Genomic DNA, 26,512 nt, shown 5'->3' with positions numbered 1-26,512 from the left:
TTGCGAAAACTTGTGGCGGTGATCATCTGTTGCTTCGTCCTGGCAACGGGCTATATCGCTTTCGTCATTGCCGAGCGGCAGACCGCTCTGCAGAAATTCGCCCGCTACAATGATTCCTGGGCCGTCAGCCAGACCGTAGCCGAATATCTGCGCCTCCAGAACAAGCTGGCCGTCTTTGCGCTCAATCCCGGCAAGATCGACCGGGACGAGTTGCAACTGCGTCTGGACATCATGCTGAGCCGCCTTGAGCTTCTGAAGCAGGGCAATCTGGGCGCCTTCATCGACGAAAAGCAGCAGTGGCGGGATCTAGTGACCCGTCTTGATGCCGTTCTGGCCCGTCTGGAGCAGCAGGTGAACAACCTTAATCCGGCCGATGTGCCGGATCTGCTTTCGGCAATGAGCGCACTTGACGCGCCGATGACGACGCTGGCCTCGTCTTCCGTCGCTTATGACGTCAATCTCATCGATACGGCCCATGAGGATGTGCGCAAGCTGCATATCGTTTACACCGCGCTGGCAGGCGGCCTCATCCTGTGCGGTATAGCACTTGTCATATTGCTGCTTCGCCAGAACGACCTCCTGAACCGCGCGCAGAAAAGCATGCGCGGCCTGACGGACGATCTACGTGCCGCCACGCTGGAATTGCAGGCGAAAAATGTCCGGCTCGAGCATGATGCCTATCACGATGCGCTGACGGGCCTGCCGAACCGCGCGCTGTTCCGGCAGGAATTGATCGAGAGATTGCGCCGATCCTTCGGCGGTACGGGAACGACGGCCATCCTTCTCCTCGATCTCGACGGCTTCAAGGACGTGAACGACACGCTCGGCCACGATGCGGGCGATGCGCTGCTTCAGGCCGTGGCGCAGCGCCTTTCGGCCATCGGCGGCGATTATGACATGGTCTGCCGTCTGGGCGGCGACGAATTCGCCGTCGTCTCCGACGATCTGAACGAGGACGCCGCCCGCCGCCTTGCCACCAAGCTCATCGACCAGATCAGCCGCACTTACCAGCTGGGTGAGCAGGAGGTCAAAATTGGCACCTGCATCGGCATCGCCATTTCGCACGGCGCCGTCGATGCGGATGAATTGTTCAAGCGTGCCGACTTGGCGCTTTATGAGGCCAAGGCTATCGGCCCCGGCCGGGCGAGCGTTTTCAAGGTCCGCATGCAGAAACAGCTGACCGAGAAGAAATCCTTCGAGGCCGATCTGCAGACCGCGTTGCAGAACGACGAGATGGAAGTCTATTACCAGCCGCAGGTGGCGACGCAGACCCGCAAGCTCTGCGGCTTCGAGGCGCTGCTGCGCTGGAAACATCCGGTGCGGGGCGATGTGCCGCCCAGCGTTTTCATTCCCGTGGCGGAAAGAACCGGTCTCATCCATTCGCTCGGAAAATGGGTGATGGAGACCGCCTGCCGCGAGGCGATGGGCTGGGACGAGGACATGAAGGTAGCCGTCAATCTGTCGCCGGTTCAGTTCCACAGCACCAGTCTCATCCAGAACGTCATGGGCGCGCTTGAGAAAAGCGGGCTGGAGCCGAGCCGGCTCGAGCTTGAAATCACCGAATCGATCCTGCTCAACAAGAGCGACCAGACGATCAATACGCTGTCGCGGCTGAAGGCCGTCGGCATCAAGATCGCCATGGATGATTTTGGCACCGGCTATTCATCGCTCGCCAACTTGCGCGGCGTACCCTTCGACAAGATCAAGATCGACCGCTCGTTCCTGCGCGATATCACCAGCGACCGCGATGCGCTGGCGATCGTGGAATTCGTGGTCGGTGTCGGTCGCAGTCTGCGGATGACGACGATTGCCGAAGGTATCGAGACGGAAGAGCAATATGAATGCGTCAGGCGTCTGGGATGCGATCAGGTTCAGGGATATCTGATCAGCAGGCCATTGCCGGCCAAGGAGCTGGTGGCCTGGAGTTCCGTCTGAGACGGGGCCTGTTTGACGGCGGCCGTATCTTGAATTTTTACCAAGTCATATTGTTGCTTGCGAAAACCGATACCGGTTGCCGCAACGATGCTGTAGAGCATTCCCGGTCGATATGGGATCATTCCGACGAAGCGGCCGGGTTTTGCGAAAAGGCTTGAGACATGGAAATACTGGACGTGCATGGAGTTGCCCTGCCTCTTTCTCCCGATGAGGTGTCGCCCGTCATCTGGCAGGCGCTGACCGACGGCAGCTACGAGGCGAAAGAGGCCCGCAGCGTCCTGAAAGCCATCAAGCCCGGCGATCGTGTGCTGGAGCTGGGCTCCGGTATCGGGATCATCACGTCGATCATTGCTGGCATTGAGGACGTTTCCGTCTGGGCTTTCGAGGCCAACCCTTCCACGGCGGCGCTGGCAGAGCGGGTGATCAAGGCGAATTGCCGCGGCAATGTCGTGTTTTCGCAGGGACTTCTTACCGCCGACGAGCCGAGCTCCTATTCTTTTTATGTTCGCAAGGATCTCTGGATGTCGTCCATGGACGAAAACCAGGGCCCCTATGAAAAGCGCATCGAAATCTCCTCCGCCAATATCGATGAATTTATCGCCAGCCGGGGCATTACCGCGCTTGTCATGGATATCGAGGGCGCGGAACGCGACCTGCTTGGCAGGGCCGATCTGACCGGCGTGGAGCGGATATTCGTGGAGCTGCATGACCATCTTTACGGTCTCGCCGGGGTTCGCGATATCATGCAGGCCCTGACCGCCAAGGGATATGCCTATGATCCGCGCGGTTCACGCGGGCCCTGCGTCCTGTTCTCGAAGGACGAGAGCCCCAGAGAGTACGATCCCGAGGTTGACTGAGGCCGAGGGGCGTGTCGAATTCAAGGAACCGTCCGCCTGTCATCTCGTTCTTACCCGTGCATGAGGGCGTGGAGCGGGTCGACGCGTGTGCCGGAATGGTATGCGGTTCGAAAAGATAATTTCATAAACAGCAATTCATTCTCAATTATTGTTGCAATTGTCGCAACCGTTATCCTGCGTCATCATCCCTCCATCAAACCGGCGCACAACAGGCTGCACCAGAGATGCCAACGCAACCGAAGGAGAAACGATCATGGGCTTTGTTAAGACGACAGACGGAACCGAAATCTTCTACAAGGACTGGGGCCCGAAGGACGCTCAGCCGATCATGTTCCACCATGGCTGGCCGCTCAGCTCCGATGACTGGGATGCGCAGATGTTGTTCTTCGTTTCCAAGGGTTTTCGCGTCGTCGCCCATGACCGCCGTGGTCATGGCCGTTCCGCCCAGGTTGCCGACGGTCACGATATGGACCACTACGCCGCCGACGCCTTTGCCGTCGTCGAAGCTCTCGATCTGAAGAATGCTGTCCATATCGGCCACTCCACCGGCGGCGGCGAAGTTGCCCGTTATGTCGCCAAACATGGCGAACCCGCCGGCCGTGTCGCCAAGGCGGTTCTCGTTTCCGCCGTGCCGCCGCCGATGCTGAAGGCCGAGGCCAATCCGGAAGGCCTGCCGATGGAGGTTTTTGACGGCTTCCGCTCGTCGCTCGCCGCAAACCGCGCGCAGTTCTTCCGCGATGTGCCAGCCGGCCCGTTCTACGGCTTCAACCGCGATGGTGCGACCGTTCATGAAGGCGTTATCCAGAACTGGTGGCGTCAGGGCATGATGGGCGGCGCAAAGGCCCATTACGATGGCATCAAGGCCTTCTCGGAGACCGACCAGACCGAAGACCTGAAGAATATCAGCGTTCCGACGCTGGTGCTGCATGGCGAAGACGACCAGATCGTGCCGATTGCCGACTCTGCACTGAAGGCCGTGAAGCTCCTGAAGAACGGCACGCTGAAGACCTATCCCGGTTTCTCGCACGGCATGCTCACCGTCAACGCCGATGTGCTGAACGCCGATCTCCTGGCCTTCATCGAGGGCTGATCCTTCTGCAAAATCATAATGCGGCCGATCATTCGGCCGCATTTTTTGTTTCGCATCAGGCCAGACGGCCTCGCCAGGCATCGCGGTAAGAAGTGAGGCCGGGAATATCGTGCGGCGTGAAATGGCGCTCGCGACCAGAAAGCGGTTTGATGCCGGTGAGCAGGGCCGCGCCTGCGCTGGTGCCGGTAGACCCTTCGACTGCCGTTACTTCCGTCTCTGCAAAGCCGGCCAGCGCCTTCAGATAAAAGGCGTTGCTGGCGAAGGGGCCTTCCACAAGGATTGGACCTTTCCGCCCGATGAGCGAAAGGCTGAATTCCGTCATCAGGGCAAGATAAAGCGACGTCGCCGCGTGCCGTTCCGCAGCCGTGGCATTTTTATCGCCGATCCAGCGCGCCGCCTTGTCGGGAAATGGACCGGAGCCGCTGACGACGCTCGGCAGCAGCATCATGCCTCTGGCAACCACGCCGCTGAGCGCCGCGTCTATCGCTTCGTCTTCCGCTGCCCCGAATTGTTGCGCGAGCATTTCATATTCCCTGCCGCCCATGAAGCGGGAGGAGGGAACGGGACGGCCGAAAGCATCGACATTCAGGAGCGTGTCACGGGTGGGATCGAGCGCACCCGCCGCGCCGCCAATGGCGAAATTCACCACCCAGGTGCCGGTGGAGACGACCGAAAAATCACCGTCCCGGCGCAGAAGATGCGGCAGGAGCGACGCGTTGGAATCGTGGATGCCACAATAGACCGGCATATGCGGCGAAAGGCCGGTTTCCATTGCCAGCGATGGGCGGATTGTTCCCAGCACATCAAAAGCGGAGCGAACCGGCGCCATCAGCTGCTCGATGCCGAGACGCGCGACGAGCGAGGAGAAACTCTTCCGCCGCGGGTTCCAGAGATCCGTATGGCAGCCGAGCGAAGTCGTTTCCGTGGCCTGAACGCCGGTCAGCCGCCCCGCCCAATATTGCGCATAGGTGACGATACTTTGCACTCTGGAGAAATCGTCCGGAAAGGCCTCTTTCTGGAAATGGATTTGTGCGCCAAGGTTCAGCCCGGCGGGAAGCTGCGGTGGGCCGGTCTCGGCAAAATCGGGCCTGATGCCACGATAGGCTTCCTGAATGGCCGCGGGGTAGCTGTGTTCATAATCTAGCACGGGCATGGCGAGATCGCCGTTCCCATCGAGAAGCGCTGCCGAAGCGCCATGGGTGGTGATGGAAATCGCATCGAAACCGTGCTGCTGGCCGAACCGCTGAAGGGCGGAGAGAATGAAGCGCCAGAGCATTTCCACATCGTAATGCGGATAAATTCCATCGCGAAGGACAGGGTTCGCCTGTTTCTCGGCAGCAATCTCCTCTCCGCTGCCGGTGTCGATGACGACGACCTTGGCATTGGTCTTGCCGATATCGATGACCGCGACACGGGCCGGTTTGATGCTGTCGGTCATGGCAGATGGAACACCGTCACCAGATCTTTCGCAATGGGCGAATTGTCCGGATTACTCTCCATGATGTCAGCCATATGCGCCCACCACTTCTTCATCACGGGATGGTCGGGCAGTGCCGCCATGCCGTGGTTCTTCGGCCGCGTCAGCACGCCGAAAAGGATGTTGGTTTCCGGGTCGAGATGGATGGAATAATCGCTGACGCCCGCCTCATGCAGCAGCGCCACCAGTTCCGGCCATATCTCGTCATGGCGCTTTTTATATTCGGCCTCTTTTCCGGCAAAGAGTTTCATCCTGAAGGCGTGTTTTTCGAATTCCGGCATGGCTCAGCCTCTCATGGCCCGAAGGCGGCGCACAACGATGGGGATGGCGATGGTGATGATCAAAAGCAGGCCGACGAAGATCGACATGACGATACCAGGCACATTGAGCAACCCAAGCCCAAAGGTGACGAGTCCCATGACGAAGGCCGCGATGACCACACCTGCGATGGTGCCGGAACCGCCGAGAATGGAAACGCCGCCCAGCACCACCATCGTCACCACCTCAAGCTCCCACCCTTGAGCGATCGACGGGCGGGTGGAGCCGAGGCGCGAGGTGAGGCAGACGGCGGCGATGCCGCTCATTAGGCCGGTGAGCAGGAACAGGATGAACTTCACGCGTTCAACGGGAATGCCGGAGAAACGGGCGGCGAACGGGTTGTTGCCGATCACATAGACCTGCCGGCCGAAATTGGTGGCGTGCAGCAGGATGGCGAAGAGGATTGCCATGACGATGAACAGCACGAATTCGAAGGAAATGACGGAGATGACGTAACCCTGACCGAAATAGGCGAAATCGGCCGGGTATTTGCCATAGGCCTGATCGCCCAGCACTATGTAGGAAATGCCGCGAAACAGGCTCATTGTGCCGATGGTGACGACAATGGACGGCAGTTTCAGCCCTGCGACCAGAAAACCGTTAAATGCCCCGCATAAAAGCCCGGTGCCGATGCCGATGGCGACGAGGCCCGGCGTGCCGATGCCCATCTGCACCGCAGCGCCCATGGCGGTGGAGGCGAGCGCAATGATGGCGGCGACGGAAAGATCGATTTCGCCGGCGGTGATCAGCAGCGCCATCGCAAAGGCGATAATCGCCTTTTCGGTGAAATTGAAGGTCGCGTCCGACAGGTTCCAGGCATTGAGGAAATAGGGCGAGGCCAGCGAATTCGCGATAAAGATGAGGATCGCAACGCCAAGCAGCAGCACTTCCCAACTGGCCATGATGCGGCGTAGTGGCGTGCCGAGCTTGTCTGGAATGATGCGCGCGTTCTGCGTCGGTTGAGATGGCGTGCTCATGCTGCAGCCTCCTGGGCCTGATCGGCTGCGGCGCGGTCACGCAGGATGATGCGGCCTTTTCTGGCTTCGGCGCGGGCGTTGAAGACGACGGCGAGCACGATCACTACGCCGGAAATCGCCATCTGCGCGAAGGGCGAGATGCCGATGACGGGCAGGGCATTCTTGATGACGCCGAGGAACAGCGCGCCGAGCACTGCACCTGCCACCGAGCCGATGCCGCCGGCAATCGAGATGCCGCCGATCACATTCGCCGCCACGCTGTCCAGCTCGAAACCGGCGGCGATGTCGACATAGGCAACCGCATAACGCGATACCCAGAGATAGCTGGCGAGGCCGGCAAGTGCGCCTGACAGCACGAAGGCGAAGAAGCGCGTGCGGCCCACATCGACGCCCGCATAGACGGCCGCGCTCGGATTACCGCCCGACGCATAGGCCGAGCGGCCAAAGGAGGTGCGGCTGAGCACCAGCCAGGCGCCAGCGATGATGAGGATCGCCACCCAGGAAAGGATAGGCATGCCGAGGATCATGGTGCGCGGCACATTGAGGAAGGTCGGCGAAAGCTGGTGCGCATTCACCCAGCCGCCGCCTGACAGCACGAATGCCATGCCGCGATAGATGGTAAGCGTGCCGAGCGTAACGACGATGGGCGGAATGCCGAGCCACCAGACCAGTACGCCGTTAAGCGAACCGAGAAAAGCGCCGATGCCGCCCGCCATGACGATGAGAAGCGGCAGCGGAATGCCCGGAAAGGCGGCATGGGTCATCGCCACCGCCATGCCGGTAAAGGCGAGATTGGCGGCAACGGAGAGATCGATGGATTTGGTGAGAATGACCGCCATCTGGCCCAGCGCCAGAATGATAAGGATGGAAGTATCGTTGAAGATATTGACGAGATTGGCCGGCCGGCCGAAACCGGGCGCGCGCAGCGCAAAACCGGCGATCATGATGAGGATGATACCCGCCAGCAGCCATTCGCGATTTTTGAGTAGACGTTGCATGGTTTTGCCCCTCTCAGGCATTGCCGGTGGCGGCGCGCACCAGCTTTTCCGGAGAAAAATCGGCGCGTTCGAACTGGCCCGCCATCAGGCCTTCGCGCATCACGATGGCGCGGTCGGACATGCCGAGGATTTCGGGAAGTTCGGATGAAATCATGATGATGGAGAGCCCCTCGGCGGCAAGCTCGCTGATGAAGCCATGCACGGCGGCTTTGGAGCCGATGTCGATGCCCTTGGTGGGTTCATCGAGAATGATGACCTTGGGCTGGGTGGCGAGCCATTTGCCGATCACCACCTTCTGCTGGTTGCCGCCCGAAAGCGTGCCGACGGGCACCGAGAGGGCGGCGGCGCGCAGATCGAGCCGCGAGGCATATTTGCGCGCCAGCGCGAATTCATTGGCCGCGGCCAGAAATCCCTTGCGCGAGGTTCGCGTGAGGGAGGGCAACGACATGTTCTGGTAAATCGGCATTTCGAGCGCGAGACCGTGGCGGCCGCGCTCTTCCGGCACATAAACGATACCGGCGCGGATCGCATCCTCCGGTGAGCGGATCGCAATCGGCTGGCCCTCCAGTGTCACCTGTCCCGAAGCGGGGCGGGTAATGCCGAAAAGCGACTGGCAAAGTTCGGAGCGCCCGGCGCCGATCAGCCCGTAAAGGCCGAGAATCTCGCCCTTGCGCAACTCGAGCGAAATATCGCGGAACTCCGTCTGATGGGAATAATCGCGCACCGAAAGAACTGTCGGACCAAGGGTGACAGCCTGCTTGGGAAAAGCGTTCGTCACGTCGCGGCCGACCATCAGCCGTACGATTTCGTCCTGCGGTGTGGCCGCAAGATTGCCCGCACCGACCATCCTGCCGTCGCGGAACACGGCATAGTTTTCTGCAATTTCATAGACTTCATCAAACTTGTGGCTGATGAAGAGGATGGCCTTGCCCTGCCGTTTCAGGTTTTCAACGATGCGGAAGAGATCGTCGATTTCCTTGCGGGAAAGAGCAGCCGTCGGTTCGTCCATGATGACGATGCGCGCCTCGACCGACAGCGCGCGGGCGATGGCGACGAGATGGCGCTGGGCAATGGACAAGTCCTTCAGCCGGATCGTCGGATCGATGGTGCTTTCGAGTTGTTCCAGCAGAACCTTTGCACGGGCATTGATGGTCTTCCAGTCAATGAGGCCGAAACGACCCTTTGGCGCATGGCCGAGAAAGATGTTCTCACCCACGGAAAGCTCATCAAAAAGAACGGTTTCCTGATGAATGGCGGTCACGCCGGCATCGATGGCGTCCTGCGCGCTGTGAAAATGGACAGGCTGGCGATCTAGGAGGATTTCGCCCTCGTTGGGGCGATAGATGCCGGTGAGGATTTTGACGAGCGTGGATTTTCCCGCACCGTTCTCGCCGATCAGCGCGGTGACTTTGCCGGGATAAAGCGCGATATCGACGCCATCCAGGGCTTTGACGCCGGGGAATATCTGGCTGATGCCGCGCATTTCCAGAATGGGCGTTGAATTTGAAGCCTCGACGACATCTAAAATTTTCGTTTCGATACGCATCATCCGTCTTACCGGTCAGTTTTGATTGAAGCGGTGAGGGGCACCCCCCTCTGCCCTGCCGGGCAGAGGGGGGTGCCCTCCGCTCGCCGTCAGCTGCTACTCAGGTCAAAAAATCTTCGAGAACTGATCGATATTCTTCGCGTCATAAACGAAGGGATCGGCCATTGCAGCTTCGCTGTTTTCGCCAACCTTGATCTTGCCCATGCGGCCAGCTTCGATTTCCGAGCCCGGCTTGCCGTCTGCCTCGCCCTTCACAAGGCGATAGGCGATCTGGGTGGCGGAATAACCGAGGTCGATCGGGTTCCAGATGGCGAATTCCTTGGTTGCGCCCGATTTGATGGCGCCGGCCATCTCGGACGGCAGGCCAAGGCCGGTCACAAACACCTGGCCGATCTTGCCCGCATCCTTCACGGCCTGCGAGGCGGCGAGAACGCCAACCGTCGTCGGTGCGACGATGACCTTCACATTCGGCTGCGAGGAAAGCAGGCCCTGCGCTTCGCGGTAGCTCTTGTCGGCAAGGTCGTCACCGTAAACTGTCGTGACGAGGTTGAGGCCGGGGAAATCCTTCAGCTGCTTTTTCATCTCGTCGATCCAGATATTCTGGTTCGTGGAGGTGGTGGTGGCCGAAAGAATGGCGAAATCGCCCTTGCCGCCTTCCAAATGTGATGCGGCAAGCTGCAGGCACATCTTGCCGATCAGTGCGTTGGACGAGGGGTTGAGCTGGAGAATGCGGCCTTCAGGTGCTACGCCGGAATCCCAGGAAATGACCTTGATGCCGCGCTGCGCCGCCTTTTTCAGCGCCGGAACCACGGCGTCGGGGTCATTGGCGGAAATGGCGATGGCGTCGACACCCTGCGCGATCAGCGAATTGATGACTTCGATCTGGCCTTCCGCCGTGGTGCTGGTCGGGCCGGTATAGATGATCTCGACGCCGCCGAGGTCTTTTGCGGCCTCCTGCGCGCCCTTGTTGGCGGCTTCGAAAAAGCCGTTGCCGAGCGATTTGACCACCAGTGCGATCTTCACATCGGCTGCCTGGGCAACGCCGCCCAGTCCAGCGACGGAGAGCGCCGCGCTGAGCGCCAGAGCGCTCGTCAATGTTCTGCGTGTAAGTTTCATGTCCCTTTTCCTCCCGTTTTGAACCTTTTTCCTCCCTCCGGTGCTCCTCAGGCGACCGAAGAAGAATCCTCTTCATCCGATGGGGTGGCTGTCTTGCCATCCTTCACCGCGCCGGCGATCAGCAATTCGACGCCGGCATCTTCCACCATCCTCGCCGCCTCATCGGAAATCCCGTCATCGGTAATGATGGTCGAGACGTTTTCGAGCGGACATAAAATGAGGCTGGATCGTTTTCTGAATTTCGAAGAATCGACCATCACGATCAGTTCTTCCGCCTGCCGCATCAGCTTCTGCTCGCTCTGGATGACCAGTGCGTCGGATTCCATGATGCCGAGCGCACCCACGCCCTGCGCACCGAGAAAAATGCGTCGTGCATAAAAATTGCGGATCGCATCATTCTCGAAAGGCGACAGGATGAGGCTCTGGTCGCGATAGATCGCGCCGCCCGGCACACTGACATTGCATTTGGAATGCTTGACCAGATGTTCCGCAATCGCGAAGGAATTGGTCATCACCTGCAGACGGCGCGCCGCCATGTAATGCACCATCTGGAATGTCGTCGTGCCGCCATTCAGGATGATCGCATCGCCATCATTGCAGAGATCAACCGCCTTGCGCGCAATTGCGCGTTTTTTGTCGATGTTGACCGATTCGGACACACGGAACGGCCTTGCCGCGAGATTGCCGAGCTGCGGCGGATGTACCGCTTCGGCTCCACCACGCACGCGGCGCAACTTGCCCTGAACGTGCAGCGACGCGATATCCCTGCGGATCGTCGCTTCCGACGCATCCGTCAGTTCGGCAATATCCTGCACCGTCACGACAGCTTTTTCCTGTGTGGCGCTCAAGATGATGCGATGGCGTTCGCGTTCGTGCATGGGGTCCTCCTGATCGTGATTATTCGCAATCTCTTTACGTTGTCAATCAAGAACGATCAAATTAATCAATATCGCGCTGCAACATGAAAATTTATGATCGTTTTTGATTGACATTGTGCTTTTGGATGCGCGATATCTGCCATCAAAGGAGGCGGGCCGGTATCGGCTCCGCGAATGCAGACAGATATTGGGAGGAAGACATGACGGGAAAACCCCGCCTTCTCGAAAGCCGTTGGGACGATGCTTACGCCAAGACGCTCGATGAGCCGGGCAAGCTGCTTTATCGCTCCAATCTGCTGGGTGCGGACAAGCGCATCACCAATTACGGTGGCGGCAACACATCCGCGAAGGTGCTCGAAACCGATCCGCTGACCGGCGAAGAGGTCCGCGTCATGTGGGTGAAAGGCTCCGGCGGCGATGTCGGCACCATCAAGCTCGATGGTTTTGCGACGCTTTATCTCGACAAGCTGGAAGCGCTGAAGGGCATTTACAAGGGTGTGGAGGACGAAGATCGCATGGTCGGCTTCCTGCCGCATTGCACCTTCAACCTCAATCCGCGCGCGGCCTCCATCGATACGCCGCTGCACGGTTTCGTACCTTATGATCATGTCGACCACATGCACCCCGATGCGATCATCGCGATTGCCGCCTCCAAAAACTCGAAAGAGCTGACGCAGCAGATCTTCGGCGATGACATTGGCTGGCTTCCCTGGCGCCGTCCGGGCTTTCAGCTCGGCCTCGACCTTGAGGCTTTCGTAAAAGCCAATCCCAAGGCCAAGGGCGTCGTGCTGGAAAGCCATGGCCTGTTCACCTGGGATAATGACGCCAAGGCGTGTTACGAACTGACGCTCGCCATCATCAACAAGGCGATCGAATGGTTTACGGCGCAGACCGAAGGCAAGCCGATTTTCGGCGGTGCTGTGGCGAAAAGTCTGCCCGTTGCCGAGCGCCGCGCCATCGCTGCCCGACTAATGCCGGAAATCCGTGGCCGCATCGGCCGCGAGGAGCGCAAGCTCGGCCATTTCGACGATCAGGATCCGGTTCTCGAATTCGTCAATTCCAAGGATTTGAAGCCGCTCGGCGCGCTCGGCACCTCCTGCCCTGACCATTTCCTGCGCACGAAAATCCGCCCGCTGATCCTCGATCTCGATACCGCACATCCTGATGTGGACGCGTTGATGGCGGGTCTCGACGAGGCGCTGGAGGCTTACCGCGCCGATTATACGCGCTACTACGACGCCTGCCGCCACGACAATTCACCTGATATGCGCGACCCGAACCCGGTGATTTTCCTGATCCCCGGTGTCGGCATGCTGTCGTTCGCCAAGGACAAGGCGACGGCCCGTATCGCCGGCGAATTCTACGTCAACGCCATCAACGTCATGCGCGGTGCTTCCACCGTGTCCGACTATCAGGGCCTTCCCGAGCAGGAAGCCTTTGATATCGAATATTGGCTGTTGGAAGAGGCAAAGCTGCAGCGCATGCCGAAGCCGAAGAGCCTTGCCGGTCGCGTGGCTTTTGTCACCGGTGGCGCCGGCGGCATCGGCCGTGCAACCGCCGAACGCCTGGCGGGCGAGGGCGCCTGCGTGGTGCTCGCCGATATTGACGAAGCGGCGCTGGATGCGGCCAAGGGCGATTTCGCCAAGCGTTACAGCACTGACGCGGTGCGTACCGTCAAGCTTGACGTGACGAAGGAAGATGCCGTGATTTCCGCCTTCGCGGAAGCGAGCGTGGAATTCGGCGGCGTGGATATTCTCGTCTCCAATGCCGGCATTGCCTCTTCCGCTCCGGTGGAAGACACGACGCTTGCCATGTGGAACAAGAATATCGACATTCTCGCCACGGGCTATTTCCTCGTTTCGCGCGAAGCATTCCGCCTGCTGCGGCGTCAGAACCTCGGCGGCAACGTGGTTTTCGTTGCGTCCAAGAACGGCCTTGCATCCTCGCCCAATGCTTCCGCTTATTGCACGGCGAAGGCTGCGGAAATTCATCTCGCCCGTTGCCTCGCGCTGGAAGGGGCGGAAGCGGGCATTCGTGTCAACACCGTCAATCCCGATGCCGTGTTGCGCGGTTCGAAGATCTGGAATGGCGAGTGGCGCGAGCAGCGCGCGGCCTCGTCCAAGATCGAGGTGACCGATCTGGAGGAGCATTACCGCAAGCGCTCGATGCTGAAGCTCAATGTGTTCCCGGAAGACATCGCCGAAGCGATCTACTTCCTGGCGTCCGATGCTTCCGCCAAGTCGACCGGCAACATCATCAATGTCGATGCCGGCAACGCGCAGAGTTTTACGCGGTAGGACGTTCGGCACGTTCTCACTTCCGTCATTCCGGCCTTGAGCCGGAATCCAGCCAGCCCAAGTCCTTGGGCTGAAAAGACTCTCTCCGCCGCACAGACGTGCGTCGGCTGGATTCCGGCTCAAGGCCGGAATGACGGAGGTGAGCGCGATGAACTAGCATGCACTGGACCGATTCCCGGGAGGAAGAGATGACCGAGACGAAAATCGCCGCCGACATCATCGCGGCCGAAAACGAAAAACGCGCTGGCGCGCTGAAGGACGATTATCAGGCGCTTGGCAACCAGCTGGCCCGTCGCAATATCGATATCGACGCAGTCACGGCCAAGGTCGCGGAGTTTTTCGTCGCCGTGCCGTCCTGGGGCGTTGGCACCGGCGGCACCCGCTTTGCCCGTTTTCCCGGCGCGGGCGAGCCGCGCGGTATTTTCGACAAGCTGGATGATTGCGCTGTCATCAACCAGTTGACACGGGCGACGCCGAACGTCTCCCTTCACATTCCGTGGGACAAACAGGACCCGAAGCGTTTGAAGGCCCATGCCGCGGGGCTGGGTCTCGGCTTCGATGCCATGAATTCCAACACGTTTTCGGACGCGCCGGGTCAGAGCCATTCCTACAAATATGGTTCGCTCAGCCACACGGATGCCGCGACGCGCCGGCAGGCCGTCGAGCACAACATCGAATGTATCGAGATCGGCAAGGCCATCGGCTCGAAGGCGCTGACGGTTTGGGTGGGCGACGGCTCCAATTTCCCGGGCCAGAGCAACTTCACCAGGAGTTTCGAGCGCTATCTTGCCGCCATGGCCGATATCTACAAGGCGCTGCCGGATGACTGGCGTATCTTTTCCGAACACAAGATGTATGAGCCGGCTTTCTATTCCACTGTCGTGCAGGACTGGGGCACCAATTACCTCATTGCCAATACGCTCGGCGAAAAGGCCTTCTGCCTCGTTGATCTCGGCCACCATGCGCCGAACACCAATATCGAGATGATCGTCGCCCGGCTCATCCAGTTCGGCAAGCTCGGTGGTTTCCACTTCAACGATAGCAAATACGGCGATGACGATCTGGATGCCGGCTCAATCGAGCCATATCGCCTGTTCCTCGTTTTCAACGAACTGGTGGATGCCGAATATCGCGGCGTGAAGGGTTTCCATCCCGCCCATATGATCGACCAGTCGCACAATGTGACGGACCCGATAGAAAGCCTGATTTCCAGCGCCAACGAAATCCGCCGCGCTTACGCGCAGGCGCTGCTGGTGGATCGCGCGGCTCTCGACGGCTATCAGCAGGATAATGATGCGCTGATGGCATCAGATATGCTGAAAAGGGCTTACCGTACCGATGTGGAGCCGATCCTCGCCCAGGCCCGGCAGCTGGCGGGCGGCGCTATCGATCCGGTGGCGACCTATCGGGCGAGTGGTTATCGCAAGCAGGTTGCGGCGGAGCGCCCGGCTTCGGTTGGCGGTAGTGGCGGGATTGTGTAGTCGTTCGCTTTGCTGGATGCAAAGCCTGCGATCAGGCCGAATATACCGCTGAGAGCTGACAGCGTCGCCTCAACCTCTCCTCCGTCATCCTCGGGCTTGACCCGAGGATGACACCGAGTTTTAGTCAGGGCGTTGTCCAGCAAGTCAGTCCGGATCCTTCAATCGCGCGAAGGCGATTGCCTGCGAACCTGAAACGTATGCTCCGGCCCCGGAAACGCCCCGGAGCGCACCTCATCTGCATAACTTGCCGCCGCTTCCGAAACGGTCGAACCTAAATCGGCGAAACGCTTGACGAATTTCGGTTTGAAGTCAGTGAAAAGGCCGAGCATGTCGTCGGAAACGAGCACCTGCCCGTCGCAGGCCGGAGATGCGCCGATGCCGACCGTCGGCGCGGCGAGTTTTTCGGTCAGTTCCCGGGCCAGCGGCTCGACGGTGCCTTCCACGACGATGGCGAAGGCGCCGGCCTGATCGACTGCAATCGCGTCACGCCAGATTTTCTGCGTTTCCGCGTCCGAATGTCCGAGCGAGCGGAAGCCGCCGGCGGTGTGCACCAGCTGTGGCATCAGCCCGACATGGCCGAAGACGGGAATGCCGCGCGCCACCAGAAAGGCGATGGTCTCCGCCATCTCCTCGCCGCCCTCCAGCTTAACGCCGTCGCAGCCGGTTTCCTGCATCAGCCGCACGGCGTTGCGGAACGCCTGTTCCTTGGATTCCTGATAGGTTCCGAAGGGAAGATCGACGATGACGCAGGCATGTTCGACGCCACGCATGACGGCGCGGCCGTGGGCGATCATCATGTCCAGCGTGACGCCGACCGTCGTGTCCATGCCGTAAAGCACCATGCCGAGGGAATCGCCGACCAGCAGCAGATCGCAATGCGGATCGAGCAGGCGGGCAATCGGCGTCGTATAGGCGGTCAGGCAGACGATGCGCGCCTCGCCTTTCATCTGCCGGATGGAGGCTGTTGTCAGCCGCTTGTGTTTTCCATGGGCGCTCATTGGGCAGCCTCCCGTTGATCGATCTTGACGCGCCCGATGACGCGGTTGTCGAGGAGCCGTGTACTTCCGACCCTGACGAACAGCGCCACCAGCACCGGCCCCGCCTGCAATGAAGCAATGGGGGCGAGCGTATCGGGATCGCGCACGGCGACGACTTCCGGTGAGGCCAGCGGCTCGGCTGCGATGAGTTTTTCTATGGCTGCCTCGAATGCGGCTGGGTCGTCGAAGCCTTCAGCATAAAGCCGTTCAGCTTCGTCCAGCGCGCGCGGCACGATCACGGCGGCGGCGCGTTCTGCGGGGTTTAGATAAACGTTACGCGAGGAGCAGGCGAGCCCATCCGCCTCGCGCACGGTGGCGACGGGCACGACCCTGACCGGCTGGGCGAGGTCCTCGACCATGCGGCGGATCAGTGTCACCTGCTGATAGTCCTTCTCACCGAAATAGGCGGCATCCGGCTGGACGAGGTTAAAAAGCTTGGTCACGACGGTCGTGACGCCGGCGAAATGCCCCGGCCGCACCGCGCCTTCCAGTTGGCTACCCAGTTCGGGCACATCCACGACGGTCTGCATCGGGCGCGGATACATCTCGGAGACTTCGGGCGCGAAAAGAATGTCGACATCAGCCTCTTCCAGCAATGCGCTGTCGCGGGCGAGATCGCGCGGGTAACGGGCCAGATCCTCATTCGCGCCGAATTGAAGCGGGTTGACGAAGATCGAAACCACTGTCACGCCGTTTTCCGCTTTGGCTTGGGCAACGAGCGTCAGATGACCGATATGGAGAAAGCCCATGGTCGGCACGAAGCCGATGGTTTTGCCCGCACGGCGAAAGGCAGCGGTGGCATCCCGCAATTCGGCGACGGTTTTTACAAGCTGCATGGGTCTCCTCCGGCTCCCCCAATCGCGGTCCGGCGAAAGGTGCTGGATAGAACGCGATTTGCCCAACGGGGTCAACGCACGCATTGGGATTATATCGATTGACCCCAGGACGACTTTCGAAAAAATCTGTCCTCGGGCAGCGCGGCGGCGATCACTCCACCCAGTGCGGCTTCCTTTTTTCGACAAAGGCCAATCGCCCCTCCCGCGCCTCGTTGCTGCCGCTGATCGTGGCAATGACGCTTTCGGCAAAGGCAAGCCGCTCGGCGGACGACATATCGCGCATCTTCAGCAATGCCGCCTTTCCGGCCGCGATCGCGCCCGGCGCATTCTGCCGCAGCCGGGCGAGAACATCCACAACCACGCCGTCGAGTTCGGCCGACGGGACGGCCCGAGTGACGAGGCCAAGACGCTCCGCGTCAGCAGCGCTGATCGCGACGCCGAGATAGGCCATTTCCTGAAGCTGGCCCAGTGGCACCTTCGCCAGCAGCTTTGCCGCCACCATGGCCGGGAAAAGCCCGACGCGCACTTCCGGCAAACCGAATTCGGCATGAGCGGCGGCATAGGCAAGATCACAGGCGGCGACGAGGCCAAGCCCGCCAGCCAGAACTCGGCCATTGATGCGGGCCATGACGATCTTGTCGCAGCCCTCGATGGCGCGCATCACATCGGCAATGGGGTTCGTTCCATCAGGCGAGAGGAACATGCCGCCGGCGCTTTCCTTGAGGTCTGCCCCTGAGCAGAAACTGCGGTCTCCCGCGGCCGTTATCACCACGGCGCGCAGGCCACCATCACTCGATGCCGCGCGGATGGCCTTCGCCAGGGCGTCCGTCATCGCAGCATTCAACGCGTTGTGCACCTCCTGCCGGTTGAGTGTCAGCCAGAGAACGTCCTTGCGCCTTTCGCTCAGCAGTTCATCCGCCATGCGCGTTACCCTTCCTGTCTTGCCGCAAGCAGCGCCCTGCCGGCGCGGGCTGCATTCGGTCTGCCGAGATGCCGGCTGATCCAGTCGCCGGTTTTAGCCACTGCCATCAGGTCGATACCGGTTTTAATGCCAAGCCCCTGCAACAGATAGACGACGTCTTCGGTGGCGACGTTGCCGCTGGCACCCGGCGCGAAGGGGCAGCCGCCCAGCCCGGCGACGGAACTGTCGAAGACGGAGATACCTTCATCCAGCGAGGCCAACACATTGGCGACGCCCTGGCCATAGGTATCGTGAAAATGCATGGCGATTTTTTTGCGCGGAATGTTGGCCGACACCCGTTCGATGATTTTGCGAATATGCGCGGCCGTGCCGATGCCGATCGTATCGCCGAGCGAGATTTCGTAACAGCCAAGCGCGATAAGCGCCTCGGCCATCGCCGCCACCTCATCGGGCGCGACCGCGCCGTCATAGGGGCAGCCGGCAATGCAGGAAACGTAACCGCGTATGCGGATGTTTCGCCCGCCCGCCGCCTCCGCAACATGGCGCAGGCGCTCGAGGCTTTCGGCGCGCGAGCAGCCTATATTGTGCTGGCTAAAGCCTTCGGAGGCGGACACAAAAACGGCGATTTCCGTCACGCCGGCTTCAATGGCGGCCTCGAAACCTTTCATATTGGGAACGAGCACCGGATAGGCGGTGCCGGATCGTCGTTTGAGGCCCTGAAATACCTCCTTCGAGTCAGCCATTTGCGGCACTTTTTTGGGCGAGACGAAAGCGCCCGCTTCCACCGCAGTCAATCCGGCTGCGGCCAGCCGCTCGATCAGCTCGATCTTGATGGCGGTTGGAACCTCGGCGCTTTCGTTCTGCAGGCCATCGCGCGCGCCCACTTCGACGATTTTTACCGTTCGGGGCCAGCTCATGTCATGCTCCCTCCGGTTCGAAATCCACCAGCACCGCACCGGCCGCGACCATATCGCCCTCGACGCAATTGATGGCCGTGACCGTACCTTTCGCCGGTGCACGGATCGTGTGCTCCATTTTCATCGCCTCCATCACCACTAGCGCCTCGCCGGCTTCAACCGCAGCACCGTTCCGGCTCAGCAAAGCACGGATAACGCCAGGCATGGGTGCTTCCAGACCACCGGTATGGGTGGAGGAATCCTCGATATCGACGGGATCAGGCTGGGCGATGCGATAATGTTCGCCATCCAGGAAAAGCGCGCAACTGCCGCCTTCTGCAAAAAAATGGCCCTGCCGTTTCCTGTCTTCCGCGGTTGCACGGAATTTGCCGTCGTCCGAGAGGCTGCCATGGGCGCTGATCGTCCGTCCGTCGATGGCAAGCGAAAAACCGTCCGCCTCATGCGTGACGCCGACGTTAAGCGGCTGGTTCTCAAAGGTGAAATACAGCGTTTCCCGCGACGGCGCGTTGAGGCGGAAGGCGGCTGCCGTGTTCCACGGGCTATAGGGATCGGCCTCTGAACCTGACTTTCCGTTTTTCTGCCGCGAGAGCAGCAGGCCCAGCGCGGCCATCGCTATCTCGTTCCCATCCTTCGGGGCCGGGGCAAAAAGCACGACATCGTTGCGGGCTATGAAGCCCGTATCGAGTTCGGCTTTTGCGAAGGCCTCCAGTCCCGCAAGCCGGGTCAGAAAGGCGGCATTGCTGGCGACGCCACAGATCGCCAGATTTTCCAGCGCCAACCGCAGACGCCGCACCGCCGATGGGCGATCACGATCCCAGACGATCAGCTTGGCGATCATCGGATCGTAATGCACGGTAATGGCGTCGCCGGCGCGGATGCCGCTGTCTATCCTGACGTGAGGGCCTTGATCGGGAAAAATGAGTTGGCTGATCGTGCCGATCGACGGCAGGAAATCGTGCGCCGGGTCTTCGGCATAAATCCGGGCCTCGATGGCGTGACCGTTTATGTCGAGATCGGCCCAGTCCTGCGGCAGTGCCTCACCATCCGCAACACGGAGCTGCCATTCGACCAGATCCAGGCCGGTAATATATTCCGTCACCGGATGTTCGACCTGAAGCCTTGTATTCATTTCCATGAAATAGAACTCGCCGGAAGGGTCGAGCAGGAATTCCACCGTTCCCGCGCCGCGATAGTCGATGGCGCGGGCGGCGGCGACCGCCGCTTCATACATGCGTTGCCTGAGCGCATCGGGCAAGCCGGGGGCGGGGGCTTCCTCTATGACCTTCTGGTGCCTGCGCTGGATCGAGCAATCGCGCTCGAAAAGTGAGAAACAATTACCGTGGCCATCGGCAAAGACCTGCACTTCCACATGTCGCGGCCGCTCCAGATATTTTTCGATCAGCATGCGGTCATTGCCGAAGGCGGCCAGCGCCTCGCGTTTTGCGCCGGCAAGTTCCGCCGCAAATTCGCGTTTCTTCCGCACGATGCGCATGCCCTTGCCGCCGCCGCCGGCCGAGGCCTTGAGCAGAACGGGATAACCTATGGCGTCCGCTTCACTGCGAAGCCGCTCTTCCGCCTGATCCTCACCGTGAAAGCCGGGAACGACGGGAACGCCCGCCTTCGCCATCAGCGCTTTCGCCTCGCTTTTCCCGCCCATGGCGCGGATCGCTGCCGCCGGCGGGCCAATGAAAACAAGACCGGCGGCGGCACAGGCTTCGGCGAAACCGGCATTTTCCGAGAGGAAACCATAACCCGGATGGACCGCTTCCGCGCCGGTCGCTTTTGCGGCGGCGATGATTTTTTCGCCGTCGAGATAGGAGGCACGTGCGGGCGCGGGGCCAATGGCGATTGCCTCGTCGGCCAGTGCCACATGCATGGCGTCACGGTCGGCATCCGAATAGACGGCAACGGTGCGTATGCCCATCTTGGCGGCGGTGCGGATGATGCGGCAGGCGATTTCGCCCCTGTTGGCGATCAGTATTTTCGAGAACATCGTCGCCTCACATCCTGAATATGCCGAAACGGGTGGGTTCTATCGGTGCGTTGAGCGCGGCGGAGAGACCGAGGCCAAGCACGAGGCGGGTATCCCTGGGATCGATGATGCCGTCATCCCACAGCCTCGCGCTGGCATAATAGGGATGTCCTTCCCGCTCGTATTTTTCCCGGATCGGTTGCTTGAACGCCTCTTCGCCTTCCTTCGACCAGTGGCGGCCATCGGCCTCGATACCATCGCGGCGGATTTGTGCCAGAACAGAGGCCGCCTGTTCGCCGCCCATGACCGAAATGCGGGCGGTGGGCCACCCCCACAAAAAGCGGGGCGAATGGGCGCGCCCGCCCATGCCGTAATTGCCCGCACCGAAGGAGCCGCCGATGATGACGGTGAATTTCGGCACTTGGGCAGAGGCTACGGCGGTGACAAGCTTTGCGCCATCCTTGGCGATGCCGCCCGCCTCATAAGCCTTGCCGACCATGAAGCCGGTGATGTTCTGCAGGAAGACCAGCGGAATGCCGCGCTGGCAGCAGAGTTCGATGAAATGCGCGCCCTTCAGCGCCGATTCCGAAAACAGAATGCCGTTATTGGCGATGATGCCGACGGGATAGCCGTGGATATGGGCGAAGCCGCAGACCAGCGTCGTGCCGTAAAGCGCCTTGAACTCATCGAATTCGGAACCATCCACCAGACGCGCGATGATCTCACGCACCTCGAAAGGCTTGCGTGTATCGGCGGGAACGATGCCGTAAAGTTCGTCCGCCGGATAAAGCGGCTCCGCCGGCGGGCGGATATCCAGTTCCACCTGTTTGCGGCGGTTGAGCGTGGAGACGATCCGCCGGGTCAGCGCCAGCGCGTGGCGGTCGTCGTGGGCGTAATGATCGGTGACGCCGGATTGCCGCGAATGCACATCCGCGCCGCCCAGTTCCTCCGCGCTCACCACTTCGCCTGTGGCGGCCTTCACCAGCGGCGGGCCGCCGAGAAAGATCGTGCCCTGATTTTTGACGATCACGGACTGGTCGCTCATGGCGGGTACATAGGCCCCGCCCGCGGTGCAACTGCCCATCACCACTGCAATCTGGGCAATGCCTTCTGCAGACATATTGGCCTGATTGTAAAAGATGCGGCCGAAATGATCACGGTCGGGAAACACCTCGTCCTGATTTGGAAGGTTCGCGCCGCCGGAATCCACCAGGTAGATACAGGGCAGTCGGTTCTCAGTGGCGATCTCCTGCGCGCGCAGATGTTTCTTCACGGTCAGCGGATAATAGGTGCCGCCTTTCACCGTCGCATCATTGGCGACGATCACGCATTCACGGCCTGACACCCGGCCGATGCCGGTGACGATGCCGGCGGCGGGAACGGGTTCGTCATAGACCTCGTAAGCGGCGAATTGCGAGAATTCGAGAAACGGGCTGCCGGGATCGAGAAGCGCCTCGATCCGGTCGCGCGCCAGCAATTTGCCACGGGACAGATGCCGTTCGCGGGCCTTGTCGCCGCCACCCCGCGTGATTTTTTCGACGTGCTGCCTCAGGTCGTCCACCAGGCCAGACATGAACGTGGTATTGGCGGTGAAGGTGGGATCGCGGTTCAGACTGGATGTAAGCTTCATCGCGTTCCTCACCCGTTGCCTTTGACCAGTTCGCGGCCGATCAGCATCCGGCGGATTTCGCTGGTGCCCGCGCCGATTTCATAAAGCTTGGCGTCGCGCAGCAGCCGTCCGGCCGGGCTTTCATTGACGTAGCCGGAACCGCCGAGAAGCTGGATCGCATCCAGCGCCACCTGCGTCGCCCGCTCGGCAGCAAAAAGAATCGCGCCTGCCGCATCCTGCCGCGTGATGCGGCCATTGTCGCAGGCGCGTGCCACGGCATAGACATAGGCGCGGGAGGCGTTCATGGCCGAATAGATATCGGCGAGCTTTCCCTGCACCAGCTGGAATTCGCCGATCGGCTTGCCGAATTGCTTGCGCTCGCGCGCATAGGGCAGCACCAGATCGATGGCCGCCTGCATGATGCCGACGGGGCCTGCGGCCAGCACGGCGCGCTCGTAATCCAGCCCGCTCATCAGCACCGTCACGCCGTCGTTGAGACGCCCGAGGATATTTTCCTCCGGCACCTCGCAATCCTCGAAAACCAGTTCGGAGGTTGGCGAGCCGCGCATGCCGAGCTTGTCGAGTTTTTGTGCGGGGCGAAACCCCTTGAAGCCTTTCTCGATCAGAAAGGCCGTGATGCCGCGCGGGCCGGCGGACATGTCCGTCTTGGCATAAACCACCAGCGTATCCGCCTCGTGGCCATTGGTGATCCACATCTTCGTGCCGTTCAGCACATAATGGTCACCCTTGTGCTCCGCCTTCAACCGCATCGAGACGACATCTGACCCGGCTTCCGTTTCGCTCATGGCAAGCGAACCGACATGCTCGCCGGAAACCAGCTTCGGCAGATATCTGCGCTTCTGATCTTCCGTTCCCCAGCGATGAATCTGGTTGATGCAGAGGTTGGAATGGGCGCCATAGGAAAGGCCGATGGAAGCGGAAGCCCGGCTTATCTCCTCCATCGCCACGCAATGGGCGAGATAACCCATGTCAGCACCGCCGTACTCTTCCGAAACGGTGATGCCGTGCAGGCCGAGTTCGCCCATCTGCGGCCAGAGCTTGCGCGGAAACTGATCGTCGCGATCGATCTCGGCGGCGAGCGGGGCTATTTTATCGTCGGCGAATGCTCTTGCGCTGTCGCGCAGCGCTGCGATTTCCGGGCCGAGATCGGCATCGAAAATAGCGGCGAGGTTCAAACTCATCGCGTCTCCTCCTCCGGACGGCCGTTTGTCTCCGTCCCTCTCGTCAGCGGCCAGCACCTCCTCCGTGCTGGCAACTCTCATTTATGGCGCGTCACCTCCGGTGAAGGCGGCTGAACGGCGCACGAATGTCTTGATGGCGAAATTGGACTGGATGCGCGACACGCCGGGAACCGTGGTCAGGAAATCCAGAAGCTGCTGATAATGCGGCAAATCCCGCACCATGGCATGAATGAGATAATCGGAACTGCCGCTGGTCTGGTAACCGCCCACCACTTCCGGAATGGAGGCGACGTGGTGTTCGAAGGTCGTCAATGCTTCCTTGATCTGCCGCTCGAGCGTGACGGAAATGAAGACACCCATATTGCCGAGCAGGCGGTTCTCATCGAACACGGCGGGATAACCGCGAAGGAAGCCTTCCCCTTCCAGCTTGCGGACACGGCGCAGCGTCGGCGTGAAGGAAAGGCCGATCCGGGCCGCCAGATCGCGCCAGCTCACCCGCCCGTCATCGCCGAGCACATGCAGAATCTTCTGGTCGAAACTGTCGAGCTCAATCATGGATCATTTGCTCTATGATATGACTATTTGTTGGATCAAAGATATCGCCAATCAAAAAACTGTCAATCAAAATAGCTTTGAAATGAATTCGAGATAGTGATAGCGTTCACGTCAGTCGAGGTCTGGAGGAGATCACGATGACGGTCGTTCTCTTGGTGGGAGGATGGCCTAGGGAGGTGAATTTGGCTGTGCATGACCCTGTCGTTATCGTCGGGGCCGCCCGTACTGCTATGGGTGGGTTCCAGGGCGAATTCAAATCGGTGGCTGCGCCCGATCTCGGGGCGGCGGCGATCCGCGCGGCCGTCGAACGGGCCGTAATTTCACCCGCTGATATCGACGATGTGCTGATGGGCTGCGTGCTCTCGGCCGGGCAGGGGCAGGCTCCAGCGAGACAGGCGGCCATTGCCGCCGGCATTCCCAACTCGATTGGCGCGACGACCATCAACAAGATGTGCGGCTCAGGCATGAAGGCGATCATGCTGGCGCATGACCAGCTTGCGGCGGGAAGCTCTTCCGTCGTGCTTGCGGGTGGCATGGAGAGCATGAGCAACGCGCCCTATTTGCTGGACCGCGCCCGCAATGGTTATCGTCTCGGCCACGGCAAGCTCACCGATCACATGTTTCTCGACGGCCTTGAAGACGCCTATGACAAGGGCAGGCTGATGGGGACTTTCGCGGAAGATTGCGCGCAAGATTATCAGTTCACGCGCGCCATGCAGGATGATTACGCGTTGGCTTCACTGGAACGCGCCCGACGCGCTATCGCGGAAGGGGCTTTCGAGGCGGAAATCACTTCTGTCGGCGATGTTGCCGTAGACGAACAGCCGGGGAAGGCCCGCCCGGAAAAAATCCCGCAACTGAAGCCCGCCTTTCGCGATGGTGGAACGGTGACGGCGGCCAATTCCAGTTCCATTTCCGATGGCGCGGCCGCTCTTGTTCTGATGCGCAGATCGGAAGCGGAAAGGCGGGGCCTTTTGCCGCTGGCGACCATTATCGGCCAGACCTCCCATGCGGATGCGCCTGCAAAATTTCCGACGGCTCCTATCGGCGCGATGAAAAAGCTGTTCGAAAAAACCGGCTGGGCGGCGAAGGATGTCGATCTGTTCGAAATCAACGAGGCCTTCGCGGTCGTCGCGATGGCGGCGATGCGCGATCTCGAGCTGCCGCATGAGAAGGTGAATGTGCATGGCGGTGCCTGTGCGCTCGGCCATCCCATCGGGGCTTCCGGTGCACGCATCGTCGTCACCCTGCTTGCGGCCTTGCAGCGTCACGGGTTGAAGCGCGGCGTTGCCGCCGTCTGCATCGGCGGCGGCGAAGCGACGGCGCCCGCGGCTGAACTACACGGAGGGGAGGCGGCGATGATCCTGAACGAAGCCCAGCAGCAGATCAGGGACATGGCCCGCGATTTCGCCCGCGAGCGGCTCGCCCCCGGGGCCGCCGCGCGCGACCGGGAAAGCCGGTTCCCGAAAGATGAGCTGAAAGAGATGGGCGAACTCGGCTTTCTCGGAATGCTGGTCTCTGAAGACTATGGCGGCTCGGGAACCGGTGCCGTCGCTTATGCCTTGGCGCTGGAGGAGATCGCCGCCGGTGACGGCGCCTGGTCCACCATCATGAGCGTCCACAATTCGGTCGGCTGCGTGCCGATTCTGAAATTCGGCACGGAAGACCAGAAGCAGCGTTTCCTGCCCAAGCTCGCCTCCGGCGAATGGATCGGCGGTTTTTCGCTGGCCGAACCGCAGGCCGGTTCCGGCGCTTCCCATCTTAAGACCCGCGCCCGGCGCGACGGCGACCGTTATATTCTCGACGGCGCGAAACAGTTCATCACGTCAGGCAAGAATGGCGATGTCGTTATCGTTTTTGCCGTCACCGACGCAGCGGTGGGCAAGAAGGGCATCAGCGCCTTCATCGTGCCGACCGATACGCCGGGTTACGAGGTCATCAGGGTCGAGGAAAAACTCGGCCTGCATTCGTCCGATACCTGCCAGATCGCCTTCACCGACATGGCGGTTCCAGCCGAATTGCGGCTCGGTGAAGAGGGGCAGGGGTATCGCATCGCGCTCGCCAATCTGGAAGGCGGCCGCATCGGTATCGCCGCGCAGGCGGTCGGCATGGCGCAGGCCGCTTTCGAGGCGGCGCGGGACTATGCCCGCGAACGCAAGGCTTTCGGACAGGCTATCATCGAGCATCAGGCGGTGGCGTTTCGGCTTGCGGATATGGCGACGCGCCTAACGGCGGCGCGGCCACTGGGGCTGCATGCGGCGGCGCTGAAGGAGGCGAGGGAACCCTGTCTTTCGGAAGCTTCGATGGCCAAGCTTTTCGCCTCCGAAATGGCCGAGCGTGTCTGCTCGGACGCCATCCAGATTCACGGCGGTTACGGCTACATGGCGGATTATCCGGTGGAGCGGATCTATCGCGATGTGCGCATCTGCCAGATTTACGAGGGGACGAGCGATGTCCAGCGGATGGTGATCGCCAGGAACCTTTGAGAGTTG

General features: G+C 60.7%; 21 protein-coding genes and 1 pseudogene. 7 read left to right on the top strand and 15 right to left on the bottom strand.

Going from position 1 to position 26,512, the window contains the following annotated elements; translation table 11 throughout:
* Nucleotides 1–12: 12 nt before the first annotated feature.
* The 3 genes from ASB65_RS17980 (at nt 13) to ASB65_RS17970 (ending at nt 3,882) form a co-directional block, all read left to right on the top strand.
* Complete coding sequence (locus ASB65_RS17980) at nt 13–1,935, top strand: putative bifunctional diguanylate cyclase/phosphodiesterase (RefSeq protein WP_223564893.1); 1,923 nt, start codon at nt 13–15, stop codon at nt 1,933–1,935.
* 161 nt (nt 1,936–2,096) lie between these two features.
* Nucleotides 2,097–2,792 carry an FkbM family methyltransferase gene (locus tag ASB65_RS17975; RefSeq protein ID WP_060724900.1) on the top strand — a complete coding sequence of 232 codons (696 nt, stop codon included), beginning with the start codon at nt 2,097–2,099 and terminating at the stop codon, nt 2,790–2,792.
* A 253-nt stretch (nt 2,793–3,045) separates the two neighbouring features.
* Entirely contained in the window at nt 3,046–3,882 is an 837-nt protein-coding gene (locus ASB65_RS17970; RefSeq protein WP_060724899.1) for an alpha/beta fold hydrolase, read from the top strand.
* Nucleotides 3,883–3,937: 55 nt separating this feature from the next.
* On the opposite strand, the gene ASB65_RS17965 is transcribed toward ASB65_RS17970, so the two are convergent.
* The 7 genes from ASB65_RS17965 to ASB65_RS17935 all read right to left on the bottom strand — a co-directional run bounded on the left by ASB65_RS17965 (nt 3,938) and on the right by ASB65_RS17935 (nt 11,192).
* A complete protein-coding gene (locus tag ASB65_RS17965) occupies nt 3,938–5,320 on the bottom strand; it encodes an FGGY-family carbohydrate kinase (RefSeq protein ID WP_060724898.1) in 1,383 nt (460 codons plus the stop codon).
* The gene (gene rhaM, locus ASB65_RS17960) at nt 5,317–5,640 is read right to left on the bottom strand and encodes an L-rhamnose mutarotase (protein WP_060724897.1); all 324 of its coding nucleotides are present in this window, start codon (nt 5,638–5,640) and stop codon (nt 5,317–5,319) included. Before rhaM ends, ASB65_RS17965 begins: the two co-directional genes overlap by 4 nt.
* A 3-nt stretch (nt 5,641–5,643) precedes the next feature.
* Entirely contained in the window at nt 5,644–6,654 is a 1,011-nt protein-coding gene (locus tag ASB65_RS17955) for an ABC transporter permease (RefSeq protein WP_060724896.1), read from the bottom strand.
* On the bottom strand, nt 6,651–7,652 hold the full coding sequence (locus ASB65_RS17950; protein WP_060724988.1) for an ABC transporter permease: 1,002 nt from the start codon (nt 7,650–7,652) through the stop codon (nt 6,651–6,653). The genes ASB65_RS17955 and ASB65_RS17950 overlap by 4 nt, the downstream gene beginning before the upstream one ends.
* A 13-nt stretch (nt 7,653–7,665) precedes the next feature.
* Nucleotides 7,666–9,201 (bottom strand): sugar ABC transporter ATP-binding protein, encoded by a 1,536-nt coding sequence (locus ASB65_RS17945; protein WP_060724895.1) that lies wholly within the window; start codon nt 9,199–9,201, stop codon nt 7,666–7,668.
* A gap of 102 nt (nt 9,202–9,303) precedes the next feature.
* On the bottom strand, nt 9,304–10,314 hold the full coding sequence (gene rhaS, locus ASB65_RS17940; RefSeq protein ID WP_003507005.1) for a rhamnose ABC transporter substrate-binding protein: 1,011 nt from the start codon (nt 10,312–10,314) through the stop codon (nt 9,304–9,306).
* Between the two features lie 47 nt (nt 10,315–10,361).
* Nucleotides 10,362–11,192: a DeoR/GlpR family DNA-binding transcription regulator gene (locus tag ASB65_RS17935; protein WP_003507004.1), complete on the bottom strand. Its 831-nt coding sequence runs from the start codon at nt 11,190–11,192 to the stop codon at nt 10,362–10,364.
* Between the two features lie 200 nt (nt 11,193–11,392).
* On the opposite strand from ASB65_RS17935, the gene ASB65_RS17930 reads away from it, so the two are divergent.
* Nucleotides 11,393–13,489, top strand: coding sequence for a bifunctional rhamnulose-1-phosphate aldolase/short-chain dehydrogenase (locus tag ASB65_RS17930; protein ID WP_060724894.1), 2,097 nt, complete (start codon nt 11,393–11,395; stop codon nt 13,487–13,489).
* A 188-nt stretch (nt 13,490–13,677) separates the two neighbouring features.
* Complete coding sequence (rhaI, locus tag ASB65_RS17925; protein WP_060724893.1) at nt 13,678–14,970, top strand: L-rhamnose catabolism isomerase; 1,293 nt, start codon at nt 13,678–13,680, stop codon at nt 14,968–14,970.
* Nucleotides 14,971–15,128: 158 nt separating this feature from the next.
* On the opposite strand, the gene panB is transcribed toward rhaI, so the two are convergent.
* The 8 genes from panB to ASB65_RS17885 all read right to left on the bottom strand — a co-directional run bounded on the left by panB (nt 15,129) and on the right by ASB65_RS17885 (nt 24,020).
* Entirely contained in the window at nt 15,129–15,968 is an 840-nt protein-coding gene (gene panB, locus ASB65_RS17920; RefSeq protein ID WP_003506997.1) for a 3-methyl-2-oxobutanoate hydroxymethyltransferase, read from the bottom strand.
* Nucleotides 15,965–16,843 (bottom strand): pantoate--beta-alanine ligase, encoded by an 879-nt coding sequence (gene panC / locus ASB65_RS17915; RefSeq protein WP_060724892.1) that lies wholly within the window; start codon nt 16,841–16,843, stop codon nt 15,965–15,967. Before panC ends, panB begins: the two co-directional genes overlap by 4 nt.
* A gap of 151 nt (nt 16,844–16,994) precedes the next feature.
* Entirely contained in the window at nt 16,995–17,765 is a 771-nt protein-coding gene (locus tag ASB65_RS17910) for an enoyl-CoA hydratase-related protein (RefSeq protein ID WP_060724891.1), read from the bottom strand.
* Nucleotides 17,766–17,770: 5 nt separating this feature from the next.
* Nucleotides 17,771–18,682: a hydroxymethylglutaryl-CoA lyase gene (locus ASB65_RS17905; RefSeq protein WP_060724890.1), complete on the bottom strand. Its 912-nt coding sequence runs from the start codon at nt 18,680–18,682 to the stop codon at nt 17,771–17,773.
* Nucleotide 18,683: 1 nt separating this feature from the next.
* Complete coding sequence (locus ASB65_RS17900) at nt 18,684–20,675, bottom strand: acetyl/propionyl/methylcrotonyl-CoA carboxylase subunit alpha (RefSeq protein ID WP_060724889.1); 1,992 nt, start codon at nt 20,673–20,675, stop codon at nt 18,684–18,686.
* Nucleotides 20,676–20,682: 7 nt separating this feature from the next.
* The gene (locus ASB65_RS17895; protein ID WP_060724888.1) at nt 20,683–22,284 is read right to left on the bottom strand and encodes a carboxyl transferase domain-containing protein; all 1,602 of its coding nucleotides are present in this window, start codon (nt 22,282–22,284) and stop codon (nt 20,683–20,685) included.
* Between the two features lie 8 nt (nt 22,285–22,292).
* The gene (locus ASB65_RS17890; protein WP_031234246.1) at nt 22,293–23,465 is read right to left on the bottom strand and encodes an isovaleryl-CoA dehydrogenase; all 1,173 of its coding nucleotides are present in this window, start codon (nt 23,463–23,465) and stop codon (nt 22,293–22,295) included.
* 81 nt (nt 23,466–23,546) lie between these two features.
* Nucleotides 23,547–24,020: an Lrp/AsnC family transcriptional regulator gene (locus ASB65_RS17885; RefSeq protein ID WP_060724887.1), complete on the bottom strand. Its 474-nt coding sequence runs from the start codon at nt 24,018–24,020 to the stop codon at nt 23,547–23,549.
* A gap of 230 nt (nt 24,021–24,250) precedes the next feature.
* Here ASB65_RS17885 and ASB65_RS17880 point away from each other — a divergent pair.
* Nucleotides 24,251–25,363: pseudogene (locus tag ASB65_RS17880) on the top strand (acetyl-CoA C-acyltransferase); the annotation flags it as partial.
* A 15-nt stretch (nt 25,364–25,378) separates the two neighbouring features.
* Nucleotides 25,379–26,506 (top strand): acyl-CoA dehydrogenase family protein, encoded by a 1,128-nt coding sequence (locus ASB65_RS17875; RefSeq protein ID WP_060724987.1) that lies wholly within the window; start codon nt 25,379–25,381, stop codon nt 26,504–26,506.
* The last annotated feature ends 6 nt before the right edge of the window (nt 26,507–26,512 follow it).

The organism is Agrobacterium tumefaciens str. B6, from assembly GCF_001541315.1.
In the GTDB taxonomy this organism is placed as follows: Bacteria; Pseudomonadota; Alphaproteobacteria; order Rhizobiales; family Rhizobiaceae; genus Agrobacterium; species Agrobacterium radiobacter.
The sequence above is the reverse complement of the archived record's forward strand: the minus strand, read 5'-3'. Positions and strand labels throughout refer to the sequence as shown.

Excerpts from the sequence above, each read along its gene's own strand:
- ASB65_RS17975 (WP_060724900.1), top strand. The coding sequence starts at position 2,097 with ATGGAAATACTGGACGTGCATGGAGTTGCCCTGCCTCTTTCTCCCGAT.
- ASB65_RS17970 (WP_060724899.1), top strand. The coding sequence starts at position 3,046 with ATGGGCTTTGTTAAGACGACAGACGGAACCGAAATCTTCTACAAGGAC.
- ASB65_RS17965 (WP_060724898.1), bottom strand. The coding sequence starts at position 5,320 with ATGACCGACAGCATCAAACCGGCCCGTGTCGCGGTCATCGATATCGGC.
- rhaM (WP_060724897.1), bottom strand. The coding sequence starts at position 5,640 with ATGCCGGAATTCGAAAAACACGCCTTCAGGATGAAACTCTTTGCCGGA.
- ASB65_RS17955 (WP_060724896.1), bottom strand. The coding sequence starts at position 6,654 with ATGAGCACGCCATCTCAACCGACGCAGAACGCGCGCATCATTCCAGAC.
- ASB65_RS17950 (WP_060724988.1), bottom strand. The coding sequence starts at position 7,652 with ATGCAACGTCTACTCAAAAATCGCGAATGGCTGCTGGCGGGTATCATC.
- ASB65_RS17945 (WP_060724895.1), bottom strand. The coding sequence starts at position 9,201 with ATGATGCGTATCGAAACGAAAATTTTAGATGTCGTCGAGGCTTCAAAT.
- rhaS (WP_003507005.1), bottom strand. The coding sequence starts at position 10,314 with ATGAAACTTACACGCAGAACATTGACGAGCGCTCTGGCGCTCAGCGCG.
- ASB65_RS17935 (WP_003507004.1), bottom strand. The coding sequence starts at position 11,192 with ATGCACGAACGCGAACGCCATCGCATCATCTTGAGCGCCACACAGGAA.
- ASB65_RS17930 (WP_060724894.1), top strand. The coding sequence starts at position 11,393 with ATGACGGGAAAACCCCGCCTTCTCGAAAGCCGTTGGGACGATGCTTAC.
- rhaI (WP_060724893.1), top strand. The coding sequence starts at position 13,678 with ATGACCGAGACGAAAATCGCCGCCGACATCATCGCGGCCGAAAACGAA.
- panB (WP_003506997.1), bottom strand. The coding sequence starts at position 15,968 with ATGAGCGCCCATGGAAAACACAAGCGGCTGACAACAGCCTCCATCCGG.
- panC (WP_060724892.1), bottom strand. The coding sequence starts at position 16,843 with ATGCAGCTTGTAAAAACCGTCGCCGAATTGCGGGATGCCACCGCTGCC.
- ASB65_RS17910 (WP_060724891.1), bottom strand. The coding sequence starts at position 17,765 with ATGGCGGATGAACTGCTGAGCGAAAGGCGCAAGGACGTTCTCTGGCTG.
- ASB65_RS17905 (WP_060724890.1), bottom strand. The coding sequence starts at position 18,682 with ATGAGCTGGCCCCGAACGGTAAAAATCGTCGAAGTGGGCGCGCGCGAT.
- ASB65_RS17900 (WP_060724889.1), bottom strand. The coding sequence starts at position 20,675 with ATGTTCTCGAAAATACTGATCGCCAACAGGGGCGAAATCGCCTGCCGC.
- ASB65_RS17895 (WP_060724888.1), bottom strand. The coding sequence starts at position 22,284 with ATGAAGCTTACATCCAGTCTGAACCGCGATCCCACCTTCACCGCCAAT.
- ASB65_RS17890 (WP_031234246.1), bottom strand. The coding sequence starts at position 23,465 with ATGAGTTTGAACCTCGCCGCTATTTTCGATGCCGATCTCGGCCCGGAA.
- ASB65_RS17885 (WP_060724887.1), bottom strand. The coding sequence starts at position 24,020 with ATGATTGAGCTCGACAGTTTCGACCAGAAGATTCTGCATGTGCTCGGC.
- ASB65_RS17875 (WP_060724987.1), top strand. The coding sequence starts at position 25,379 with ATGATCCTGAACGAAGCCCAGCAGCAGATCAGGGACATGGCCCGCGAT.